This window comes from Archangium gephyra, from assembly GCF_049060025.1.
Lineage (GTDB): Bacteria > Myxococcota > Myxococcia > Myxococcales > Myxococcaceae > Archangium > Archangium gephyra_A.
In genome coordinates, this window is sequence record NZ_JBMEQQ010000002.1 from 6,797,905 (window position 1) to 6,814,972 (window position 17,068).

The 17,068-nt window shown below is 70.8% G+C and carries 17 protein-coding genes; 7 read left to right on the top strand and 10 right to left on the bottom strand.

Going from position 1 to position 17,068, the window contains the following annotated elements:
* Positions 1-75: 75 nt before the first annotated feature.
* Together ACN28I_RS29475 and ACN28I_RS29480 are read right to left on the bottom strand one after the other, a co-directional pair.
* Positions 76-1,236: an App1 family protein gene (locus tag ACN28I_RS29475; protein WP_420945250.1), complete on the bottom strand. Its 1,161-nt coding sequence runs from the start codon at positions 1,234-1,236 to the stop codon at positions 76-78.
* A gap of 125 nt (positions 1,237-1,361) precedes the next feature.
* Entirely contained in the window at positions 1,362-1,814 is a 453-nt protein-coding gene (locus ACN28I_RS29480) for a YdcF family protein (RefSeq protein ID WP_420945251.1), read from the bottom strand.
* Positions 1,815-2,411: 597 nt separating this feature from the next.
* Between ACN28I_RS29480 and ACN28I_RS29485 the strand changes: the two genes are divergently transcribed.
* On the top strand, positions 2,412-4,406 hold the full coding sequence (locus ACN28I_RS29485) for a hypothetical protein (protein WP_420945252.1): 1,995 nt from the start codon (positions 2,412-2,414) through the stop codon (positions 4,404-4,406).
* Positions 4,407-4,439: 33 nt separating this feature from the next.
* Here ACN28I_RS29485 and ACN28I_RS29490 read toward each other — a convergent pair whose 3' ends face one another.
* The 6 genes from ACN28I_RS29490 to ACN28I_RS29515 form a co-directional block, all read right to left on the bottom strand.
* Positions 4,440-5,033, bottom strand: coding sequence for a hypothetical protein (locus tag ACN28I_RS29490; RefSeq protein ID WP_420945253.1), 594 nt, complete (start codon positions 5,031-5,033; stop codon positions 4,440-4,442).
* Positions 5,034-5,037: 4 nt separating this feature from the next.
* Positions 5,038-6,009, bottom strand: a complete 972-nt coding sequence (locus ACN28I_RS29495; protein WP_420945254.1) for a hypothetical protein — start codon at positions 6,007-6,009, stop codon at positions 5,038-5,040.
* A gap of 317 nt (positions 6,010-6,326) precedes the next feature.
* Positions 6,327-7,268 carry an HNH endonuclease gene (locus ACN28I_RS29500; RefSeq protein WP_420945255.1) on the bottom strand — a complete coding sequence of 314 codons (942 nt, stop codon included), beginning with the start codon at positions 7,266-7,268 and terminating at the stop codon, positions 6,327-6,329.
* 89 nt (positions 7,269-7,357) lie between these two features.
* Entirely contained in the window at positions 7,358-7,810 is a 453-nt protein-coding gene (locus ACN28I_RS29505) for a hypothetical protein (RefSeq protein WP_420945256.1), read from the bottom strand.
* A gap of 40 nt (positions 7,811-7,850) precedes the next feature.
* The gene (locus ACN28I_RS29510; protein ID WP_420945257.1) at positions 7,851-9,158 is read right to left on the bottom strand and encodes a serine/threonine-protein kinase; all 1,308 of its coding nucleotides are present in this window, start codon (positions 9,156-9,158) and stop codon (positions 7,851-7,853) included.
* On the bottom strand, positions 9,155-10,015 hold the full coding sequence (locus tag ACN28I_RS29515) for a DUF2381 family protein (protein ID WP_420945258.1): 861 nt from the start codon (positions 10,013-10,015) through the stop codon (positions 9,155-9,157). The genes ACN28I_RS29510 and ACN28I_RS29515 overlap by 4 nt, the downstream gene beginning before the upstream one ends.
* Before the next feature lie 131 nt (positions 10,016-10,146).
* Here ACN28I_RS29515 and ACN28I_RS29520 point away from each other — a divergent pair, with 131 nt between their 5' ends.
* A complete protein-coding gene (locus tag ACN28I_RS29520; protein WP_420945259.1) occupies positions 10,147-10,638 on the top strand; it encodes an SMI1/KNR4 family protein in 492 nt (163 codons plus the stop codon).
* A 27-nt stretch (positions 10,639-10,665) separates the two neighbouring features.
* Here ACN28I_RS29520 and ACN28I_RS29525 read toward each other — a convergent pair whose 3' ends face one another.
* Both ACN28I_RS29525 and ACN28I_RS29530 read right to left on the bottom strand, forming a co-directional pair.
* Positions 10,666-10,983, bottom strand: a complete 318-nt coding sequence (locus ACN28I_RS29525) for a hypothetical protein (protein WP_420945260.1) — start codon at positions 10,981-10,983, stop codon at positions 10,666-10,668.
* 31 nt (positions 10,984-11,014) lie between these two features.
* Positions 11,015-11,332, bottom strand: coding sequence for a hypothetical protein (locus ACN28I_RS29530; RefSeq protein WP_420945261.1), 318 nt, complete (start codon positions 11,330-11,332; stop codon positions 11,015-11,017).
* A 118-nt stretch (positions 11,333-11,450) separates the two neighbouring features.
* On the opposite strand from ACN28I_RS29530, the gene ACN28I_RS29535 reads away from it, so the two are divergent.
* From ACN28I_RS29535 to ACN28I_RS29555, 5 genes are all read left to right on the top strand, one after another.
* Positions 11,451-13,214: a hypothetical protein gene (locus tag ACN28I_RS29535; protein ID WP_420945262.1), complete on the top strand. Its 1,764-nt coding sequence runs from the start codon at positions 11,451-11,453 to the stop codon at positions 13,212-13,214.
* Between the two features lie 43 nt (positions 13,215-13,257).
* The gene (locus tag ACN28I_RS29540; protein ID WP_420945263.1) at positions 13,258-14,547 is read left to right on the top strand and encodes an adenylate/guanylate cyclase domain-containing protein; all 1,290 of its coding nucleotides are present in this window, start codon (positions 13,258-13,260) and stop codon (positions 14,545-14,547) included.
* 301 nt (positions 14,548-14,848) lie between these two features.
* Positions 14,849-15,529 carry an alpha/beta fold hydrolase gene (locus tag ACN28I_RS29545; protein WP_420945264.1) on the top strand — a complete coding sequence of 227 codons (681 nt, stop codon included), beginning with the start codon at positions 14,849-14,851 and terminating at the stop codon, positions 15,527-15,529.
* A gap of 60 nt (positions 15,530-15,589) precedes the next feature.
* Positions 15,590-16,207, top strand: a complete 618-nt coding sequence (locus ACN28I_RS29550) for a TetR/AcrR family transcriptional regulator (protein WP_420945265.1) — start codon at positions 15,590-15,592, stop codon at positions 16,205-16,207.
* On the top strand, positions 16,188-17,057 hold the full coding sequence (locus ACN28I_RS29555; RefSeq protein ID WP_420945266.1) for an SDR family oxidoreductase: 870 nt from the start codon (positions 16,188-16,190) through the stop codon (positions 17,055-17,057). Before ACN28I_RS29550 ends, ACN28I_RS29555 begins: the two co-directional genes overlap by 20 nt.
* Positions 17,058-17,068 lie beyond the last annotated feature (11 nt).

A 17,068-nucleotide genomic window follows, 5' to 3' on the forward strand; every position in this document is an offset into this window, starting at 1 on the left:
ATGAGAGAAACACCATGATACTGGAAGCCCCTCTCATGGGATGGGCATCCCCCTCCCCCGAGGCGGACGCGAGGCTCAGCCGTGCTCGCGGTCCAGCTTGTCGAGCAGGGTGCGGGCCTGGACGTCCTCGGCCTGGTGGGCCTGGACCTCGGCCACCTCCTGCCAGCGAATCCAGCCCTGGCTCGCGGCGTGGCGGGCGGCCGTCACGGTGTCGTCCACGGTGAGCATCTCGCTGCCGGCGGCGCGGATGTCCGCGGCGATGAAGGCCAGCTCCTTCTCGCGCCCGGGGCGGTGCCACACGTTGCGGATGTAGACGCAGCGGATGCGGCCGGGGAACTCGCGGACGATGGTGCGGTAGTGCTCGGCGTCCTCCTGCCCGCTGTCACCGATGAGGATGAAGGGCAGCGACTCCAGCGTGCCCATCAGCCCGCGAATCTTCTCCAGCTTGTGCCCGTGCCCGCCGCCGGGAGCGAAGCCGGTGCGGCTCAGGCCCCAGTCCCGCAGCAGCAGCGGCCCGGCGGGAATCCGGTGCAGCCCGAGGAACTCGTCCAGGTGCTCGTAGAGGTTCCACGGGCTGGAGGAGACATAGAAGATGGGGTTGCCCGCCGAGCCGGAGCTGCCCTGGTGGAGCGCCTCGTAGAAGGCATCCACGCCCTCGAAGGGCAGCCGGGTGCGGTGCTCGGTGAGGAAGAGCGCCCAGGCGCGCTTGAGGAAGTTGGTGACGTTGGTGACGATGACGGTGTCGTCGATGTCGCTGATGACGCCGAACTGGGCCTCAGGACCGGCCAGCAGCACGGGGGCCCGCACGCGCTCCACCCCCTGCGGCGAGGGCGACAGCAGCTCCAGCTCCACGTCGTTCCAACCGGGCCTGGCCCCGGGGGGCGGCTCCACCCACAGCTCGAGGAAGCCCTCCTCGTCGGTGGTGCCCTCCCAGCGGTGGTCCCCCCAGCGCACCAGGACGCGCGCCCGGGGAATCTCCACCGTCATGTAGCGCTTCCACGAGGCGACGGCGCTGCCCAGCAGCGTGTGGCGCTTCCAGGGCGGGCGCACATGCCGGTTCTCCAGCACGCGCGCCTTGATGACGGACTGGCGGGCCGAGCCGTAACCCCGGTACGGCAGGATGCGAGGCGGACGCGCCAGCCCCAGCTTGCGCCGGACGCGCCAGCCCCAGGATTCGACATGGTGCTCGACGTGGAAGGCGAGCCGGACGAGGGGATTGGGAGGCTTCCGGGACATGGCCGCCGGAGTCTAGCAGCGGCCTCGGGGACTCCTGGCCCGGATTGGCGGGGAGGCGCCTATTCCGTCTTCTTCCCACCGAAGAGCTTGGAGACGAGGCCACCCACGACCACCAGCAGGGAGGCTCAGGAGGGTTTGCGCGCGAGGAGCACGTGCGGATGGAGGAGCAGGGCGGCGGCCTCGCGCAGCGTCCAGTAGAAGCAGTCGAAGAGACGCATGTTGCGCTCGGTGAGGAAGGCGGGGCTGGTGGCCACCTCGAAGCCGTGGAGCCGGAAGTACTGGCGGGCGCGCAGGAGGTGGTAGGGGTCCGAGACGACCACCACGCGCCGGGCGCCGAGCGAGCGCAGCAGCTCCGCGGAGAAGCGTGCGTTCTGCTCGGTGGAGTGGCTCTGCTCCTCGAGGAGACAGGCCTCGGGAGGGACGCCGAGCCGCACGGCGAGGTCGCGCATGACGCGGGCCTCGGAGGGAGGGTGGAGGCCGACGCCGCCGGAGAAGAGGAGCCGGGGCGCGAGACCCTGGTGGTAGAGCCTCGACGGCCTTCTCGATGCGGGCACGAAGGGCGGGAGAGGGCTCGCCATCGGGCAGCACGCGGGCGCCGAGCACCACGAGGACATCGGCGGGGACGGCGCGCTCGTGCTGGCCGAAACGGTGCACCACGAAGGCGGTGCCATAGAGGCCGAAGGTGGCCACACCCAGGCCCACGAAGAGCCATTTGCGGAAGGCACCGGGCCCCTTCCGGAGAGCAAGCGGAGGCATCGCGCGCAGGCTACGCCATTGGTGGCCGCGTGTCCGGCGGGCGGGCGTGCTCCGGGTGACCTCGGAAGGGGGTGACGGGAGCCCTACTTCTGCTACGGTGGACCGGGTACGTCACCTTCTCCCGCCCCACCTCTGGAATGACCCTCCCGCCTCCGGTCCTCCGCTCCCCCCTGCTTCCACGCCTTCTCACCCTCGCGGCGCTCCTGTTGCTGGTGGCGGGAGCCGGTCTCCTCTGGAGGCCCGGGAACGCGCCGCCCGAGACTCCTGCCCCGCCGGGGCCCGCGGGGCGTGGCGCCTGGCGCGCGCCCCACACCGCTGCCCTCCCTCCGGCGGCCCACCCCGGGCCGCACGAGCCCACCCCGGGCTCCGGGACACCCACCGGGGACGAACCGCTCGAGGCCTCGGCCCTGGAAGGCACCGTGGTGGACGAGAGCGGCCGCCCCGTGGCCGGAGCGCAGCTCCACCTGTACCAGCTCGACCCCGGGCGGACCGGGGACCTGGCCCCGGACGAACGGAGCACCCACGTCCACGACACCGCCTCCGGCGAGGACGGGACGTTCCTCCTGGAGGCGCGGCGGCCCGGCGCCCACCGCGTCACCGTCCACCACCCCGCCTTCCGCATGACCGCGCTGCCCGTGACGCTCCCGGCGCGGGAGGCCCGGCTGGTGCTGCGCCGCGGCGCCTCGCTCGAGGTCACCGTGCTGGACGAGGACGGCCTGCCCCTGGCCGGCTCCGAGGTGCAGTTGCTCCCCAGCTCCCGGCCCGGCCACACGGACCGCGCCGGCAAGGCCCTGCTCGAGGCGCTCGAGCCCGGGAAGCGCCGGGTGGCGGCCGCGACGCCCGAGGACGAGCCGCTGCGCACCGTGGGCGCGGAGGTGGAGCTGGTGGACGGGCGGCGCACGTCCGTGGTGCTGCGCTTCGCTCCGGCCCCGAAGCTGTCGGGCGTGGTGGTGGACGGGCGGGGGCAGCCGGTCATCTTCGCCGAGGTGCGCGCCGCGCCCGCCTCGCTGCTGGAGTCCGCCTTCGGCGAGGGAGACCTGCAGCCCTTCTCCTTCCGGGCCCGCCGCGAGTGGCGCTCCGGCACCTCGCTGTCCCGGTACACCGGGGGCAGCGGCCGCTTCACCCTGGAGCGGCTGCCCCCGGGGCCCCTGCTGGTGGGCGCGTCCCGGAGCGGGTACGCCCTGGACGAGCGGGCCACCCCGGGCCCGGTGCGCACGTTCGAGGGCAGGCCCGGAGTGCTCACCACCCCCGGAGCCGGCGAGGTGCGCCTGGTGATGAAGGCCCTGGCCCGGATGCACGGCCGGGTGGTGCGGGCGGACGGCTCGCCCGTCACCCGCTTCACCCTCGACGGCGACCCGTACGAGGACGAGCAGGGCGCCTTCGGGCTGTCCATCCTGCGCGACGGGAGGGGGGTGCTCGTCTTCAGCGCCCCGGGACTGGCCAGCACCCGGCGCGAGGTGCGCTTCCAGGAGGGCGTGGACGTGGACCTGGGCGAGGTGGTGCTGGAGACCGGGCGCGAGGTGCGGCTGCGGGTGGTGGACGCGGACACCGGGCGGCCGGTGGAGGGGGCCTTCGTGGACGTGAGGGACCCGGCCGACACCGGGGCGGGGAGTGACACCTCGCTGCTCTACCCGTCCGGGGCGCCCAGGCACTGGCAGCGCGAGAAGATGCGGCTGACGGACGCAGAGGGCGTGGTGCGCCTGCCGGCGGTGGAGGAGCGGCCGAGGGTGGTGCGGGTGGAGCACTGCGGCTACCTGGGGACGTGGGAGCCGCTGGGAGCGAGGCAGGGCGAGCTCACCGTGGCCCTGAGGCCGGGGGCCCGGGTGGAGGGGGCGGTGAGCGTGGGCGGCGAGGTGTCGGGGCACGGCCGGGTGGAGGTGCGCACGGCGGAGGGCGGGCGCGCGGCCTTCGCGGACATCCGGGACGGCCGGTACCGCACGTGTGCGCTGGAGGCGGGGCGCTACGCCGTGCAGGTGGAGCTGCACGTCTTCGAGAACCGCACGCTGCCCAGCCATGGCTCGCGGTGGGTGGAGGTCGCGGCGCGGGGGACGGTGACGGTGGACTTCGATGCGCCCGGCGAGGGGGCGCTCGTGCGGGTGCGGAGCCCCTCGGGCCCGGTGGGCCGGCTGCTGCTGGTGCCCGGCACGCTGGGGCCGCCGCTCACGCGCGCGGCGTTCCTGGAAGCCGAGGCGCGGGCCCACTCGGCCATGTACGAGTCCGGCGGGGGCGAGCGCGAGGGCTACATCTTCCGGCTGATCCCACCGGGCCTCTACACGCTGCTGGCGGTGAGGGACGCGCGCGCCAGGCCGGTGGAGGTGCACGTGGAGGAGCTGTGGGTGCCGGAGCCGGGCACGGTGACTCACGAGCTGCGGCCCCGGTGGCAGCGAGGCCCGGACAGCCTGCCCACCGAGTGAGCACGGTGTGCCGGGCCCTGCCGGGCTGGCCCATCACGGCACGCTCTCGGGCCAGCCCGTGAAGAGCGCATGAAAGAGGGTGGTCTCGGGCGGCTCATGTGGACCCACGATGAGCGGAATTCGAGTCCCGGCGATCTCGTGAGGAACGGCCTCGGCCAGGAACCTCGCCTCGAGCTTCCTGGCTACGACCTCCGCGGGAGCCCTCATTTCGAGCGGAAGCGGCTCGAAAAATGCCCTATCGGCGATGCGCTCTTCACCTCTGTAGTCGTACTGCACGCCATAGACCGTATACACAGGCGCCAGGATGCTGACGCAGCCGACAACGACCTGGCGGCGCGTCAGCGGTTCATCCCCCAGATTCGAAGGGACGGGCTGCCGCTCCAGGTACACCGAGCAGCGGAAGCACGCATCACAGGTGGCCGTGGCATTGCCTATCCTGAATTGGGGCAACGCGGCCTGGAGCTCGTCCAGGAGCCCGCGCCACTCATCCATCCCTTGGAGCTTCTCTTCCCACAAGGCCTGGAATCGCTCCAGCTCAGGGCTCCTTTCCAGCTTGCCGTCGAACTCATGGTCCGAACGCCAGTAGTTCCGGGCAACAGAAAGCAGGTATTGCGCTGAAGTCGGCATGGGCTCAGGGCAGGTTGGCCAGCGTGCCCCGGTCCGCGAAGAGGGCCCCGAGGAGCGTGGCGGGCTCGTGCAGCGAATCGATCCGGAGGTCCGGCAGGGGGATGTCGGCCAGCTCCAGCGGAAAGGGCCGGTAGCCGAACACCTGCTCGATGAGCCGGGCCAGCGTGTCCGCGGCGGACTTCGCCTCGCCGGTGGGGGAGAAGTCGGGTGGCGGCCAGTCCGCCGTGTCACCGGGACGCATCGTCTCCGTGGTCACGTAGACGAGGTACAGCGGCGCCAGGATGGAGATGGCCCCCACCACCCGGGTCACGGCACGGCCGCCCTCCGGCAGCGGCTGCTCCAGATACACGCAGCAACGGGAACAGGCGTCCGCCGAGGGATGCGTCACATCCGAGACATCGTGCCCGGGGAACGCGGCACGCAAGCGCTGCAGCAACTCGTCCCACTCCTTCCAATCGTCCCAGGTCCGCTGCCGGAGCGTGCGCCATCGCTGGAACTCGGTCGTCCGCCAATGGGCGGGTTCGGGCTCCTCGTCGTCATCCTCCCAGAGGGGGTAGCCCGCCGGGTAGTAGTGCCGCGCAACGCGGATGAGCTCCGCGGTCCGGGGGTCGTTCATCGCCTCGGGGCTCGGGCGAGGCCTGGCCGGCTCCTGGCTCCCCCCCTCCTCTTGCGGAGGAAAGCTCAACTCGAAGCTCCACGACACCCACCCGGCCCCGTGAGGCTTCAGCTCCAGGGACACCCGCATCGTGCGCGCCTCGGGGTGCACGGTGACATCGAAGGACCGGAGGGTCTCGAGGTACTTGCCAAACGTCCCCGGGATTTCCTCATGCGCCACGCGGCGGACGATTTCAGCGCGCTGCCGCTCGTCCTCCGTTTCCAGAAGCGCGTGAAGGGAAGTGCCCAGCTCCGGAGTCAAAAGGTCGCTGCCGCGCCGCTGCTTGAAGAAGCGCGGTAGATACAACTCAAATGCTCTCAATCCACGAACGATCCCCAGCTTCGGATCACCGACCTTCAGGAATGCCTGAATGAGCCGCTTCTTGCCGTCAGGCCCGACGGCGTCGAGGAGAAGCGGTTGAGTGAGGCCTCTGTAGGTCTGTCTCATCTTCTTCAATCCATCACTCACGCGCCCATGGAACAGCCGTCACATCATTCATGGTCACAGTAGTAGGGCTCATTTACCACCAGACGTAGGAGCCATGCCGCCAGCGAGCCCGCCATTCGTCCTCTCCCGGGTTGAACCAAGAGGATTCTCAGGGGCGGTTCGACGAGGGACAAGAGAGTTCCCCTCTCAGCTCACCCCGCCCGGCGGAAACGCTCGTACCGCTCTTCCAGGAAACGCTGTCCCGGTTGGTCCTCGAGGCGCCGGGGCAGATGGAGGTGCTGGCCCTGGAAGGCCTTCACCGCGTGCTCCAGTGTCGGACCATCCCGAGTCTCCATCAGTGACCTGGACAGCTCGATGACTCCATCGGGCCGGATGCCCATCAGGTCCGTATCGAAGACGCCATGGTGCAGCCGGCAGAGCGCAAGCCCGTTGGGCACCACGGGCGCCCCCGTCTCCTCCCGGTCCGCCACGATGTGCGCCGCCTCCAGCAGCTCCTCCCGAGGCAGCCGGCACACCGCGCACCGCTTCTCGTAGGCCCTCAGCACCTCCAGCCGGAAGCGTGACTGATGCAGCCTGCGCTTCGCCTGCACCGTGACGTACTGGCGGCGGATCTCGATGGCCCTCGCATCCGCCACCATCGGGACACGCAACTCCCTCTCCGTCAGCGCCGCATCATCCACCGAGAGCGTGCACTCCAACCGCTCCCGGTCGATGCCCCGGATGAAGATGGGCCAGAGGGGTTGGTAGACGCCCGGCTCAACCGCGAGGAAGTAGATCAGCGGCGTGGACCCCTTCCACGCCTGCTGGAGCAGCCGGTTGTCGTGATTGTCCGGGTCGTCTCCCCGCAACTTGTACGTGAAGACCCCCTCATCGGTCGCGGAATCCTCGTAGGGCACGGGGCGGTTGCCCCGCGGGATGATGGTCTTGATGGAGAGCGCGGCGCCTCGCATCTCCTTCGGGCGGAAGATGCCCTTGGCCTTGGTGGCGAAGTAGAGGTGCTGGCCCTTGAGCTCGAAGCCCTGCTGGATGGTGTCCCACGTCAACGTCGGCCCATGGCGCGCCACCAGCCGTTCCAAGGCATGGAAGGCGGCGGCGCGGATTTCCCAGTCTGGATCAACCGTGGGGAGGGCCATGGGAGCCCGACCAGGTTAACGGGCCCACCCTCCGCCCACAACCTACCCCCCACGTCTCCGGTGGAGCAGGAGACCTTCACTCGATGCCCCTAATCCGGGAAGCGGCGGCCGGGGAGCTGGACGTACGTGTCCACCAGACGGGTGGGAAGAATGGCGGCGTCCGGGCCCTTGAACACCAACCTGGCCGGATCGACGTATTGGGCACTGGTGTACATGCCGTACTCGATGTTCCCCTCTCCGAGCTTCCTCCAGTTCTGGCTGTCCACGAGCACGGCACAGAGGGGAGTGGGGATGCTTCCGCGTATCGGATGGAGCGCATCGAGGTAGATGCGATCGAACTCCATGTAGATGTGTCCCTGGTACATCCTCGCCGCGCCGGTCACCCAATGGATGCTCCCGTCAGGAAGCACCATCCAGCCCTCCACGGGACCGTTCCTGAAGTTGAGGATGTGGTCGGCCGGGGGGAGGCCGACATCAATGCCCGTCCACAGCTCGACCTTCGCGATGGGCTTCTTCTCGAAGCCCAGCCGCACGGCCGTCATGCGCGCCTCGGGAGGACACCGTTCCAGAAATCCCTCGGGGTCAGGGCGGACGGGAAGCTCCGCTGCAAGCCAGGAAATGCACCGAGGCGGCACAGACCAGCGTCAGGGTTTCGCCAAGGGACTTCGGTGTGGAGAAGTGCAAGGCTTCGCATCCTTTCTCGAAGGGCGCTGGCGAGACCAGCGCGGTGGGCGCCGCGCCGGAACACACCGCCTCCAGGGCGGACGCGGACACCGTGCGGACGTGTCCCCACCCTATCCCGAGCAGCAGCAGGACGGCTGCGAGCCCCGCGAGCGCCCACCACCACTTCTCGCGTGGCCGCCCGGCTTCCCGCTTCGCACCGTCAGGCCCGGCCTCCTGAGCGTCCTGCTTGGGTGACGGGTCCGGTTCGGCAACCTCCGCATCCCCCGGCCCGTGCGTGGCGAAGGCATACGGCTCCTTCCAGGGCTCCGACTCCCCCTCTCGCTCCAGCAGCCCCATCAGCTCCTCGTGGACGGCCTTGGCGCTCGGGGGCCGTTGCGCTGGCTCCTTGGCCAGCAGCCTCATCACCAGCTCGCCCAGGCCCGGCGGTACACGCGGGTCCAACTGGCCGGGCTCCACCGGCGGGAGGAACTCGATGGCGAGCAGCAGCTTGTCCAACGGCAGGCGCGGGTTGAAGGGGTGGCAGTCGGTGAGGGCCTCGTAGAGCAGGGCACCGAAGGCGTAGAGGTCCGCCGCGGGGCTCGCGGGGAAGTGCGCGCCCTGTTCCCACTCGCCCCCTCGGAGGAAGGCGGCGACCTCGGGCGGCATGTTGTGGAACGTCACCGGGGGAAGCTCCCGCGTCAGCGTGTACGCGCCGGGCAGGAACACCGCGCCGAAGTCGATGAGGAACGGCTTGTCGTCCCCGTCCCTCACCAGGACGTTGTCCGCCTTGATGTCCCGGTGGCACACGCCGCGCTCGTGCAGCTCCCCCATCACCAGGACCAGCTCACTCGCTACCTGGATGAACCGGCGCAACGGGGCCTGCGTCTTCCATCGCCACGCGTTGAAGGGCAAGCCGGGGACATAGTCGGTGACGAAGAAGAAGTGGCCTCCCTCCAACTCCGGCCAGCGGCCCAGCTCGCGCACGGTCAGCAGGTTGGGGTGGCGGAAGTGCCCCAGGGAGATCGCCTCGCGAAAAGCCCGCTCATCCTCGCGGGCCTCGTCTTCATCCCCCGGCGGGCGCGCCGCGATCTTCATCGTGTAGGGCCGCCCTCCGGTCTCAACCAGGAAGACGTTCGCGAAGCCACCGCTGCCCAGGCGGCGCACCACCTGGTAGTGCCGCACCGTGTCGCCGGGTTGGAGCAGGTCCGGGTGGAAGGGCTTCGTCATGGGGGGAGCCTCCAGTCCTCCAGATGCAGTGTCCGGAGGCCGTCCTCCTCCAATGTCAATGACAGGCACTCTGCCCCTTCTGGGAGCAGGGTCGCGAAGGTGTGGCGTTGCTCCATTGACCCGGGGACGGCGGAAGTCCTGAAGACGGGCAGCGGAATCTCCGACCCCGTGCGACCGTCCCGGCATCCTGCTTCCAAGCGGACCCGGGCGAGCCGCCATGGAGGCGAGGCGAGCACCTTGTTCTCGATGGCCACGGTGACGAAAAGACTCCGCCGCTCCATCCGGAGTACGGATGCGATCCAACCCCGGACACCACCCACCTGCATGAGCGTCTCCTTCTTGTCCGGCGTGACGAGCGCCAGCCCTGGGCCCGCCCCTGCCTCATGGCTCGCGAGCAGCATCCCCGCCACGGTGCCCACCCCTCCCTGTTCCGCGGCGTCCGGCCCCGAGGGCTCGTGCTGCACGAGGGACACCTGGGCCTGCAGGTCCACCTCGTCCTGCCGGGTGACGAGGGCCAGCGTCACCGTGCGGGGCTCGCCGTCCCCGGTCCGTCCCGTCACCGGGAGCAGCACGCGCTCGCCCCGCGCCAGGTCGCGCACGGGCACCACCACCAGGGCGCGCGCTCCCACCGGAAATACCCCCACGCGCTCGCTCAGCTCGGGCGTCAGCGCTACCTGGGGTTCGAGCAGGCCCTCGAAGTCCACCAACGTGGACAGCCGCGCGGCCACGTACAGCACGGGCGGCGCTCCCCCTGGCTCTCCCGCGACGAGCACGGTGCCCTGCCGCGTCTCCCGCCCGGTGGCCGCCGTGGAGACAAGGAGGACCCAGAGCAGGATGGACCAGGGACGTGGGCGCACGCGGACTCCATGGGGAGGGCCGCAGGGTAGAGGAGGCCGCCTGCTTGGGCAAGGACTGCTCGACTCCGGCGGTCACCTCCGCACAGGTGACTCGCGAAATCACCTCCGGGTCCGTAGACTGCGTCCCTGCCATGTCCATCGACCGGTTGGTTGAAAGCATCCGCCTCTTCCACTTCCGCAATCCCCCGGCCTCGCCCGAGCAGCTCGAGCGATTCGAGAAGCGCGTGGGCTGGCCCCTGGATGAGGAGCTGCGCGCCTTCTATCTGCGCTCCAATGGCGCCGCGCTGTTCCGCCGGCCGGACTCTCCCTATCGGGTGCTCTCGCTGTCGGAGATCGTCCGGGCGCGGGTGGCCCTCTTCGGAAGCACCGGGGATACGGACGCGTACGGGCCGGCGTCCTGGTTCGTCCTCTGCTCCGTGCAGGACGGGGACTACGCCGCCATCGACATGAGCCACACCGCCCAGGGCCTCCATCCCGTCTTCGAGTGCTCCCGGGATTCGCGGCCCGATGCTCCCCACAGTGCGCGGATCGCCTGGTCCTTCTCCGACTTCCTCGAGCGCGCCCTGGAGAGCGACGGCCGTGTCTATTGGATGGCCAGGGACTGGGCAGGCCTCAAACGGTGACGCCTCGCTCCTAACTCCAGCGCATCCTCAGATCGTGTAGCCCCGTTCGCGCAGCGCGGCGCGCAGCTTCTCCTTCCCCTGTTCCGACACCACGCGCCCATGTGCGGGAGCGATGTGCGTGAAGTCGAGCGCGGCGATCCGTTCGATGGATTCCTGAAACGCGGCTCGATCCTTCACGTAGCGGAGGAACAGGCGGCTGACCCCCAACCGGCGATACGTGCCGAACACATGGAGGATCAGCCAGGGACCGATGCCGTGTGTCTCCTCGATGTTGAAGATCAGGTCACTCACGAGCAGCACCTTCGAGCGGTGGTGCAGGAACACGCTCTCGTTGAAGCCAGGCATTCCTCGAAGCGCCACGTGGCGCAGCTCCTCGTCATACGGCCAGGCGTCGACTCCCAGGACGCCGTGCCACGGGAAGCTCGGGGACTTTCTCCTTGATGCCGGCCGGGCCCCAGAGGCGGGCTCGCGGGTGGGCTGCCGCGGCGGCCTTCACTCCACCGGCATGAAACAGGTTGGGCGCGATGATGTCGGTGATCTCTCCCGCCTCGCGAAGCTGCGCCTCGGTGAGCGTCGAGCCCGGTGACAAGAGCACTCGGGCCCGCTCGAGCTCGATGAGGCTCGTGCGCACCGGAAGCTTCATGAGCGGCATCTGCAGCTCGACTTCGATGAATCTCAAATGGTCGAAGGTCATGGCCCGGAAACTCGCACAGCCGATGGGCGGACGCTCGGCCAAAGCGGAGTCCCCTGCAACCAGCCGAGCAACCCCGGGGTGGCCGCACGTGACCGCCGAGGTCATCTTCTGGCTACCTATGGCTGGAGTCGACCTGTCCCATCCCCCTTCCGAGAAGCTGCCCCTCAAGGACTTCCGCGAGGCCGTCGAGGCGCGGCTGGAGGACCTCTCTCCCGAAGAGCTGCGCGCCCTCCTCCGCCTCCTCGCCAGCCGCGTCCGGCCCTCCGAGCGGCTCGCCTTCCTTCACTCCCTCCACGCGCCCTCGGACTCCAACGCCCAGGCCGCGCTCCACCCGCACGAGCTGCTCGCGGACATCACCGAGCTGGCCCAATCCCTCCCGGACAAGGCCCGGGAGTGGGAGGACTTCTGGACCGAGAACGATGTCCTCGGTCCCTATGCCGAGCTCCTCGCCCCCCTCACCGCCCTCTTCCAGCGCGCCCAGGAGGCCTCCGAGCGGGGCCAGTACCCGCTCGCCCGCGAGGCCTATCGGGCGCTGTTCTCCCTCCTCGAGTTCCAGGACGACCGCGGCCGGGGCCTCCGCCCCGAGCACCTCTCCCACGTCGACTTCCCCGAGGCCCGCGCCCGCTACCTCCGCGCCGTCTACGTCACCACGCCCCCCGAGCAGCGCCCCTCCGTCCTCCTGGAGCAGATGCGTTGGATGCGCACGCTCCTGCCCCGCGGGCCCCGGCCCCTCGTGCAGGAGTGGCTCGACATCTCCTCCGAGCCCCTCCCCGGCTCCGATGTCTTCCTGCGTGACTGGCTCTCCCTCCTCCGTCAGCAGGAGGGCCCCGATGCCGAGGCCTGGCTGCGCGAGGCCACCCGCCTCTCCCAGGGCACCCGCGGACTGCGCGAGCTCGCCTTCTCCGAGCCCTCCCGCCATCCCCGCGCCTTCGTGGATCTCCTCTCCGCCCTCGAGCGCGAGGGCCCGCCAGACGCCGTGCTCACCACCGCCCGCGAGGCCCTCGCGGTCCTGCCCCCCGCCCTCCCCCTCCGCGCCGCCGTCGCCGGCTTCCTCGCCTCCGCCGCCGAGCGGCTCGGCCAGGCCGATACCGTCCGCTCCGCCCGCTGGGAGGCCTTCGTCTCCCAACCCACCCTCCCCCGGCTCCTCGAGCTCCGCGACACCCGCCCCTCCGAGCCCGAGCGCGTCCCCCTCCTCCTCCAGGCCGCCCGCCACCTCGAGGCCGTGCTGCGGCAACCCCGTGCCCCCTCGGGCTCCATGGCCGCCCTGCCCGATGCCCAGGACAGCCTCGAGGTCCCCGCGCATGCCGACCGCCGGCTGCTCGCCCATGCCTGGTTGCTCGCTCATGACTGGGAGGCCGCCCAGGCGCTCGCCGCGAAGGAGCGTGCGCTCGGCTGGACGTATGGCGACAACCCCCAGGGTCTCGTCGTGCCCGCCTTCCTCGTGCTCCTGTCGGGCCAGCCCCTCGGAAGGCTGCCCCGCAACGTGGACGGGCTCTGGCGCCAGGCGCTCGAGTCCGGCACCCAGGCCGGGGACTGGTACTCGGGTGGCGCGCGTCACGACGAGGCCCTCCGCGAGCGGCTCACCCGCGCCTATGCCGAGGCCCTCCCCGCCTTCGCGCTGGAGCCCGCCGAGCGGGAGCGGCTGCGCGAGTGGTGTCTGGAGATCGCCCGCAAGCGCGCGAGCACCATCGTCAGCCGTCAGCACCGGCGCAGCTACGGGAAGGCCGCCATGCTGCTCGCCGCCGGGGCCGAGGTCCTCTGGCTGCACGGCGAGCAGGCACGCGGCAATCTGCTGCTCGCCGGTTTCCGGGAGAGCTTCCGCCGCCACCGCGCCTTCCAGGCCGAGCTGGATGCGGCCGTGGGCGCCACCCCCCCACGCTGACGCCCTGACGCGTTCCTCCTCCAGGCGCTATCCTGCGCTCCGCATGCCCGCCTCCCTCCGCTCCAGCCCCGCCCCCGACGGCTTCGACGCCGTCCTCGGGGATGCCGTCCGGCTCATGGAGGCGCGCGTGACGCACGTCGCCACCACCGCGGGCTTCATCGCCACCGTGCTGGTGCTCGTCGCCTTCTTCTCCGGCTCGCAGATCCCCGCCATCATCCTCTGCGCCACCGTGGGCTACCTCCTCTGGTACTCCTGTGTGTCGCTGCTGCTGCGCACCGGCCGCTTCCGTCCGTGGATGCGCTACGCCTCCTCGCTCGTGGACGTGTCCATGGGCACCGTCGTCGCCCTGCTGGATTTGAACGTCAACGGCCCCGTCTTCGCCCTGTCCGCCGGCGGGCCCGCCCTCTACGCGGTGGGAGTGGCCGCGGCCACGCCCCGCCTCCAGCCCCGCCTGTGTCTCTTCGCGGGCCTCGCCGCCGCGGCCCAGCTCGTCGCCGTCACCCACTTCGTCCTGCGTCCCGCCGCCTCCCCGGAGATGCTCGCCACCGGCGCCTACGACTTCTACGTCACCCTCGCCAAGGCCATCTTCCTCGTCACCATCGGCGCGCTCGGCATGGTGGCCAGCGGCTCCATGCGCGCGCTGCTGATGCGGCTCACCGAGAGCGCCGTCGAGCGCGAGCGCGTGCGCGGCCTGCTGGGCATGCACGTGAGCGAGCAGGTCATGGAGCACCTGCTCTCCGGCAACATCCCCGAGGGCGGCGAGCGCCGCGCCGTCACCGTCTGCTTCACCGACATCCGCGGCTTCACCCGGCTCGCCGAGTCCCAGCCCCCCGAGGAGACGCTGCGCCTGCTCAACCTCTACTTCGGGCGCATGTGTGAAATCGTCGCGGCCCACGGCGGGCTGGTGAACAAGTTCCTCGGGGATGGGATGCTCATCGTCTTCGGCGCGCCCACGCACCAGCCGGACGACGCGCAGCGGGCCGTGGCCGCCGCGCGCGACATGCTCGCCGAGGCCGAGCGCATGAGCGAGCAGGGCGAGTTCCCCGGCCTGCGCATCGGCGTGGGGCTGCACCGCGGCGAGGCCGTGGTGGGCAACGTGGGCGGCGCCCAGCGCCAGGAGTACACCGTCATCGGCGACACGGTGAACATCGCCTCGCGCGTGCAGGACCTGACGAAGGTGCTCGGCCGCTCCCTGCTCCTCACCCGCGAGTGCCGCGAGGCCCTCGGCGAGGACGGCGTCCTCGAGCCGCTCGGCGCCCATTTCGTGAAGGGCCGCATCCAACAGCTCGAGGTGTTCGGCGTGGCCGAGCGCGACTCGCGCCAGGCCGCCTGAGCCGTCTTCCCGGGCACACTCGGGGCCCGAGTGCCGGGCAGCGGACAGCCCTACCGCACCGCCGTCCCCTGTCCTCCAGGGGCCCGCCCGGAGCATGACTGGCCGCCATGGCGGCGAGGCGTGGGAAACGGCCGCCGGGGGGAGAGGCACATGGCCGAGACGCGCGTGGGTGGGGCTCGCATCCGTTATGACGACATCGGGCAGGGAGAGCCCACCCTGCTCTTCATCCCCGGCTGGTGCTCCAGCCGCGAGGTGTTCCGCAAACTCGTCCCGTGGAGACTCCATCCTCCACCGCGCGCTCGTGGTGGACCTGCCCGGCCACGGCGAGTCCCAGTCGCCCGGCCCCGACTTCGGCAACGCCACCGTGGTGGACACGCTGCGCGCCGTCATCGAGGCCAGCGGCGCGCGCCACGTGGTGCCCGTGGCCCTGTCCCACGGCGGCTGGTGGGCCCTCGAGCTGCGGCGCCAGCTCGGCCCGCGCATCCCCGCCATGGTGCTGCTGGACTGGCTCGTGCTGGAGCCGCCTCCGCCCTTCCTCCTGGCCCTCAAGGCGCTGCAGTCCCCCCAGTGGAAGCAGGCCCGCGATGGGCTCTTCTCCCTGTGGCTGCGGGGGGTGGGCTCGCCGGACGTCATCCGCTTCATCCGCGACGACATGGGCTCCTTCGGCGAGGCCATGTGGAAGCGCGCCGGGCGGGAAATCGAGAAGGTGTACGCGCAGTACGCCAGCCCGCTGGAGGCGCTCGCCACCCTCTCGCCCCCCGTGCCCACCCTCCACCTCTACGCCCAGCCGGAGGACAGCGCCTGGCTGGAGGCCCAGCGCTCGTTCGCCTCCTCGCACCCTTGGTACCAGGCGCAGAAGCTCCCCGCGCGCAGCCACTTCCCCATGCTGGAGCTCCCCGAGGAGATGGCCGCCCGCATCGGCCGCTTCCTCGACTCCCCGCTGGTGACCCGTCCTGGTGGGTTGGCTCCCCCTCCCCCTTGATTCCAACCCCCTCGGAGAGTTAGTTAGTTAGCACTAGCTAACCAATCAGCGAGTGGAGTCATGGCGCGGCCCCGACAGGTCCTGGACGAGGAGATTCTGGTAGCGGCGCGGGCGTGTTTCATCGAGCACGGAGCCTCGGTGAGCACGGACACCATCGCCGCGCGTCTGGGGGTGTCGGGACCGGCGCTGCTCAAACGCTTCGGCAGCAAGCGGGAGCTGCTCAAGGCGGCGTTCTCCATCGGGCAGCCCCCCCCGTGGCTGCACCTGTTGGAGGCGGGGCCGGACGCGCGCGAGCTGGCGGTGCAGATCCGCGAGCTGGCGGGCGCCATCGATGCCTTCTTCCGGGAGATGGTGCCGGCCTTCGCGGTGATGCGCGAGGCGGGCATCACCCCCGAGGAGTGGCGGGGCGAGAACAAGGAGATTCCCGCCCCCGTGCGCGCCAGCATCGCGATGGCGGGGTGGTTCCGCCGGGCCCAGGAGCAGGGCCGGCTGCGCGAGGGGGACCCGGGCGTGATGGCCAGCCTCTTCCTGGCGGGCCTGCAGCACCGCTACTTCCTGGCCCACGTGACGAACCAGAGCGTCCCGACGGAGGCCGAGGATCCCTGGTTGGATCGCATGGTGGACATCTTCTGGCGCGGGGTGGCACCGGAGAAGGGCCATGGGAAGCGCGGCGGCTGAGGCGAAGGGCCCGCGCGTGCTCGTCACGGGGGCCTCGGGCAACGTGGGTGCGCCGCTGGTGGAGCACCTGGTGGCCGGAGGCGCGGAGGTGCTCGTGGCCTCGCGCGAGGGCACCCGGGCCCCCGCGGGGACGAAGGCGGTGCGCTTCGACTTCGAGGACCCGTCCACCCATGCGCCCGCGCTGGAGGGGGTGGAGAAGGTGTTCCTCCTGCGTCCACCCGCCATCTCGGACGTGAAGCGGCACCTGCTGCCCGTGGTGCGCGCGGTGAAGGACGCGGGCGTGCGGCACACCGTCTTCCTGTCGCTGCTCGGGGTGGAGAAGAACCCGGTGGTGCCCCACGCGAAGGTGGAGCGCTTCCTGCTGGAGGCCGGGGTGCCCCACACCTTCCTGCGCCCCAGCTTCTTCATGCAGAACCTGAGCACCACGCACCGCGACGACATCCGCGAGCACCACGAGATTTTCGTCCCCGCGGGCAAGGGGCGCACGGGCTTCATCGACGCGCGAGACATCGCCGCCGTGGCCGCCCGGACGCTGCTGGAGGACGGGCACGAGGGCAAGGCATATGACCTCACCGGCTCCGAGGCGCTCACCTACGCCGAGGTGGCCGCGCTCTTCACCGAGGTGCTCGGCCGGCCCATCCGCTACCCGGAGCCCGGGGCCCTGCGCTTCGCCGCGCGCTGGTACCAGCGCAAGCAGCCCGCCGCCTTCATCGCGGTGATGACGGGCATCTACACCGTGTGCCGGCTGGGGCTCGCCGGCACCGTGACGCCCGAAACCCAGACACTGCTCGGCCGGGCGCCCATTTCCATGCGCCAGTTCATCCAGGACCACCAGGCCTGCTGGAGGTGACGCGGGCCCGC

What these genes read in the sequence shown, in the direction of transcription:
- ACN28I_RS29530 (WP_420945261.1), bottom strand. Translation starts at nt 11,332, where the DNA reads ATGACCTTCGACCATTTGAGATTCATCGAAGTCGAGCTGCAGATGCCG.
- ACN28I_RS29535 (WP_420945262.1), top strand. Translation starts at nt 11,451, where the DNA reads ATGGCTGGAGTCGACCTGTCCCATCCCCCTTCCGAGAAGCTGCCCCTC.
- ACN28I_RS29475 (WP_420945250.1), bottom strand. Translation starts at nt 1,236, where the DNA reads ATGTCCCGGAAGCCTCCCAATCCCCTCGTCCGGCTCGCCTTCCACGTC.
- ACN28I_RS29550 (WP_420945265.1), top strand. Translation starts at nt 15,590, where the DNA reads ATGGCGCGGCCCCGACAGGTCCTGGACGAGGAGATTCTGGTAGCGGCG.
- ACN28I_RS29525 (WP_420945260.1), bottom strand. Translation starts at nt 10,983, where the DNA reads ATGCCTGGCTTCAACGAGAGCGTGTTCCTGCACCACCGCTCGAAGGTG.
- ACN28I_RS29520 (WP_420945259.1), top strand. Translation starts at nt 10,147, where the DNA reads ATGTCCATCGACCGGTTGGTTGAAAGCATCCGCCTCTTCCACTTCCGC.
- ACN28I_RS29500 (WP_420945255.1), bottom strand. Translation starts at nt 7,268, where the DNA reads ATGGCCCTCCCCACGGTTGATCCAGACTGGGAAATCCGCGCCGCCGCC.
- ACN28I_RS29555 (WP_420945266.1), top strand. Translation starts at nt 16,188, where the DNA reads ATGGGAAGCGCGGCGGCTGAGGCGAAGGGCCCGCGCGTGCTCGTCACG.
- ACN28I_RS29490 (WP_420945253.1), bottom strand. Translation starts at nt 5,033, where the DNA reads ATGCCGACTTCAGCGCAATACCTGCTTTCTGTTGCCCGGAACTACTGG.
- ACN28I_RS29540 (WP_420945263.1), top strand. Translation starts at nt 13,258, where the DNA reads ATGCCCGCCTCCCTCCGCTCCAGCCCCGCCCCCGACGGCTTCGACGCC.
- ACN28I_RS29480 (WP_420945251.1), bottom strand. Translation starts at nt 1,814, where the DNA reads ATGGCGAGCCCTCTCCCGCCCTTCGTGCCCGCATCGAGAAGGCCGTCG.
- ACN28I_RS29505 (WP_420945256.1), bottom strand. Translation starts at nt 7,810, where the DNA reads ATGACGGCCGTGCGGCTGGGCTTCGAGAAGAAGCCCATCGCGAAGGTC.
- ACN28I_RS29510 (WP_420945257.1), bottom strand. Translation starts at nt 9,158, where the DNA reads ATGACGAAGCCCTTCCACCCGGACCTGCTCCAACCCGGCGACACGGTG.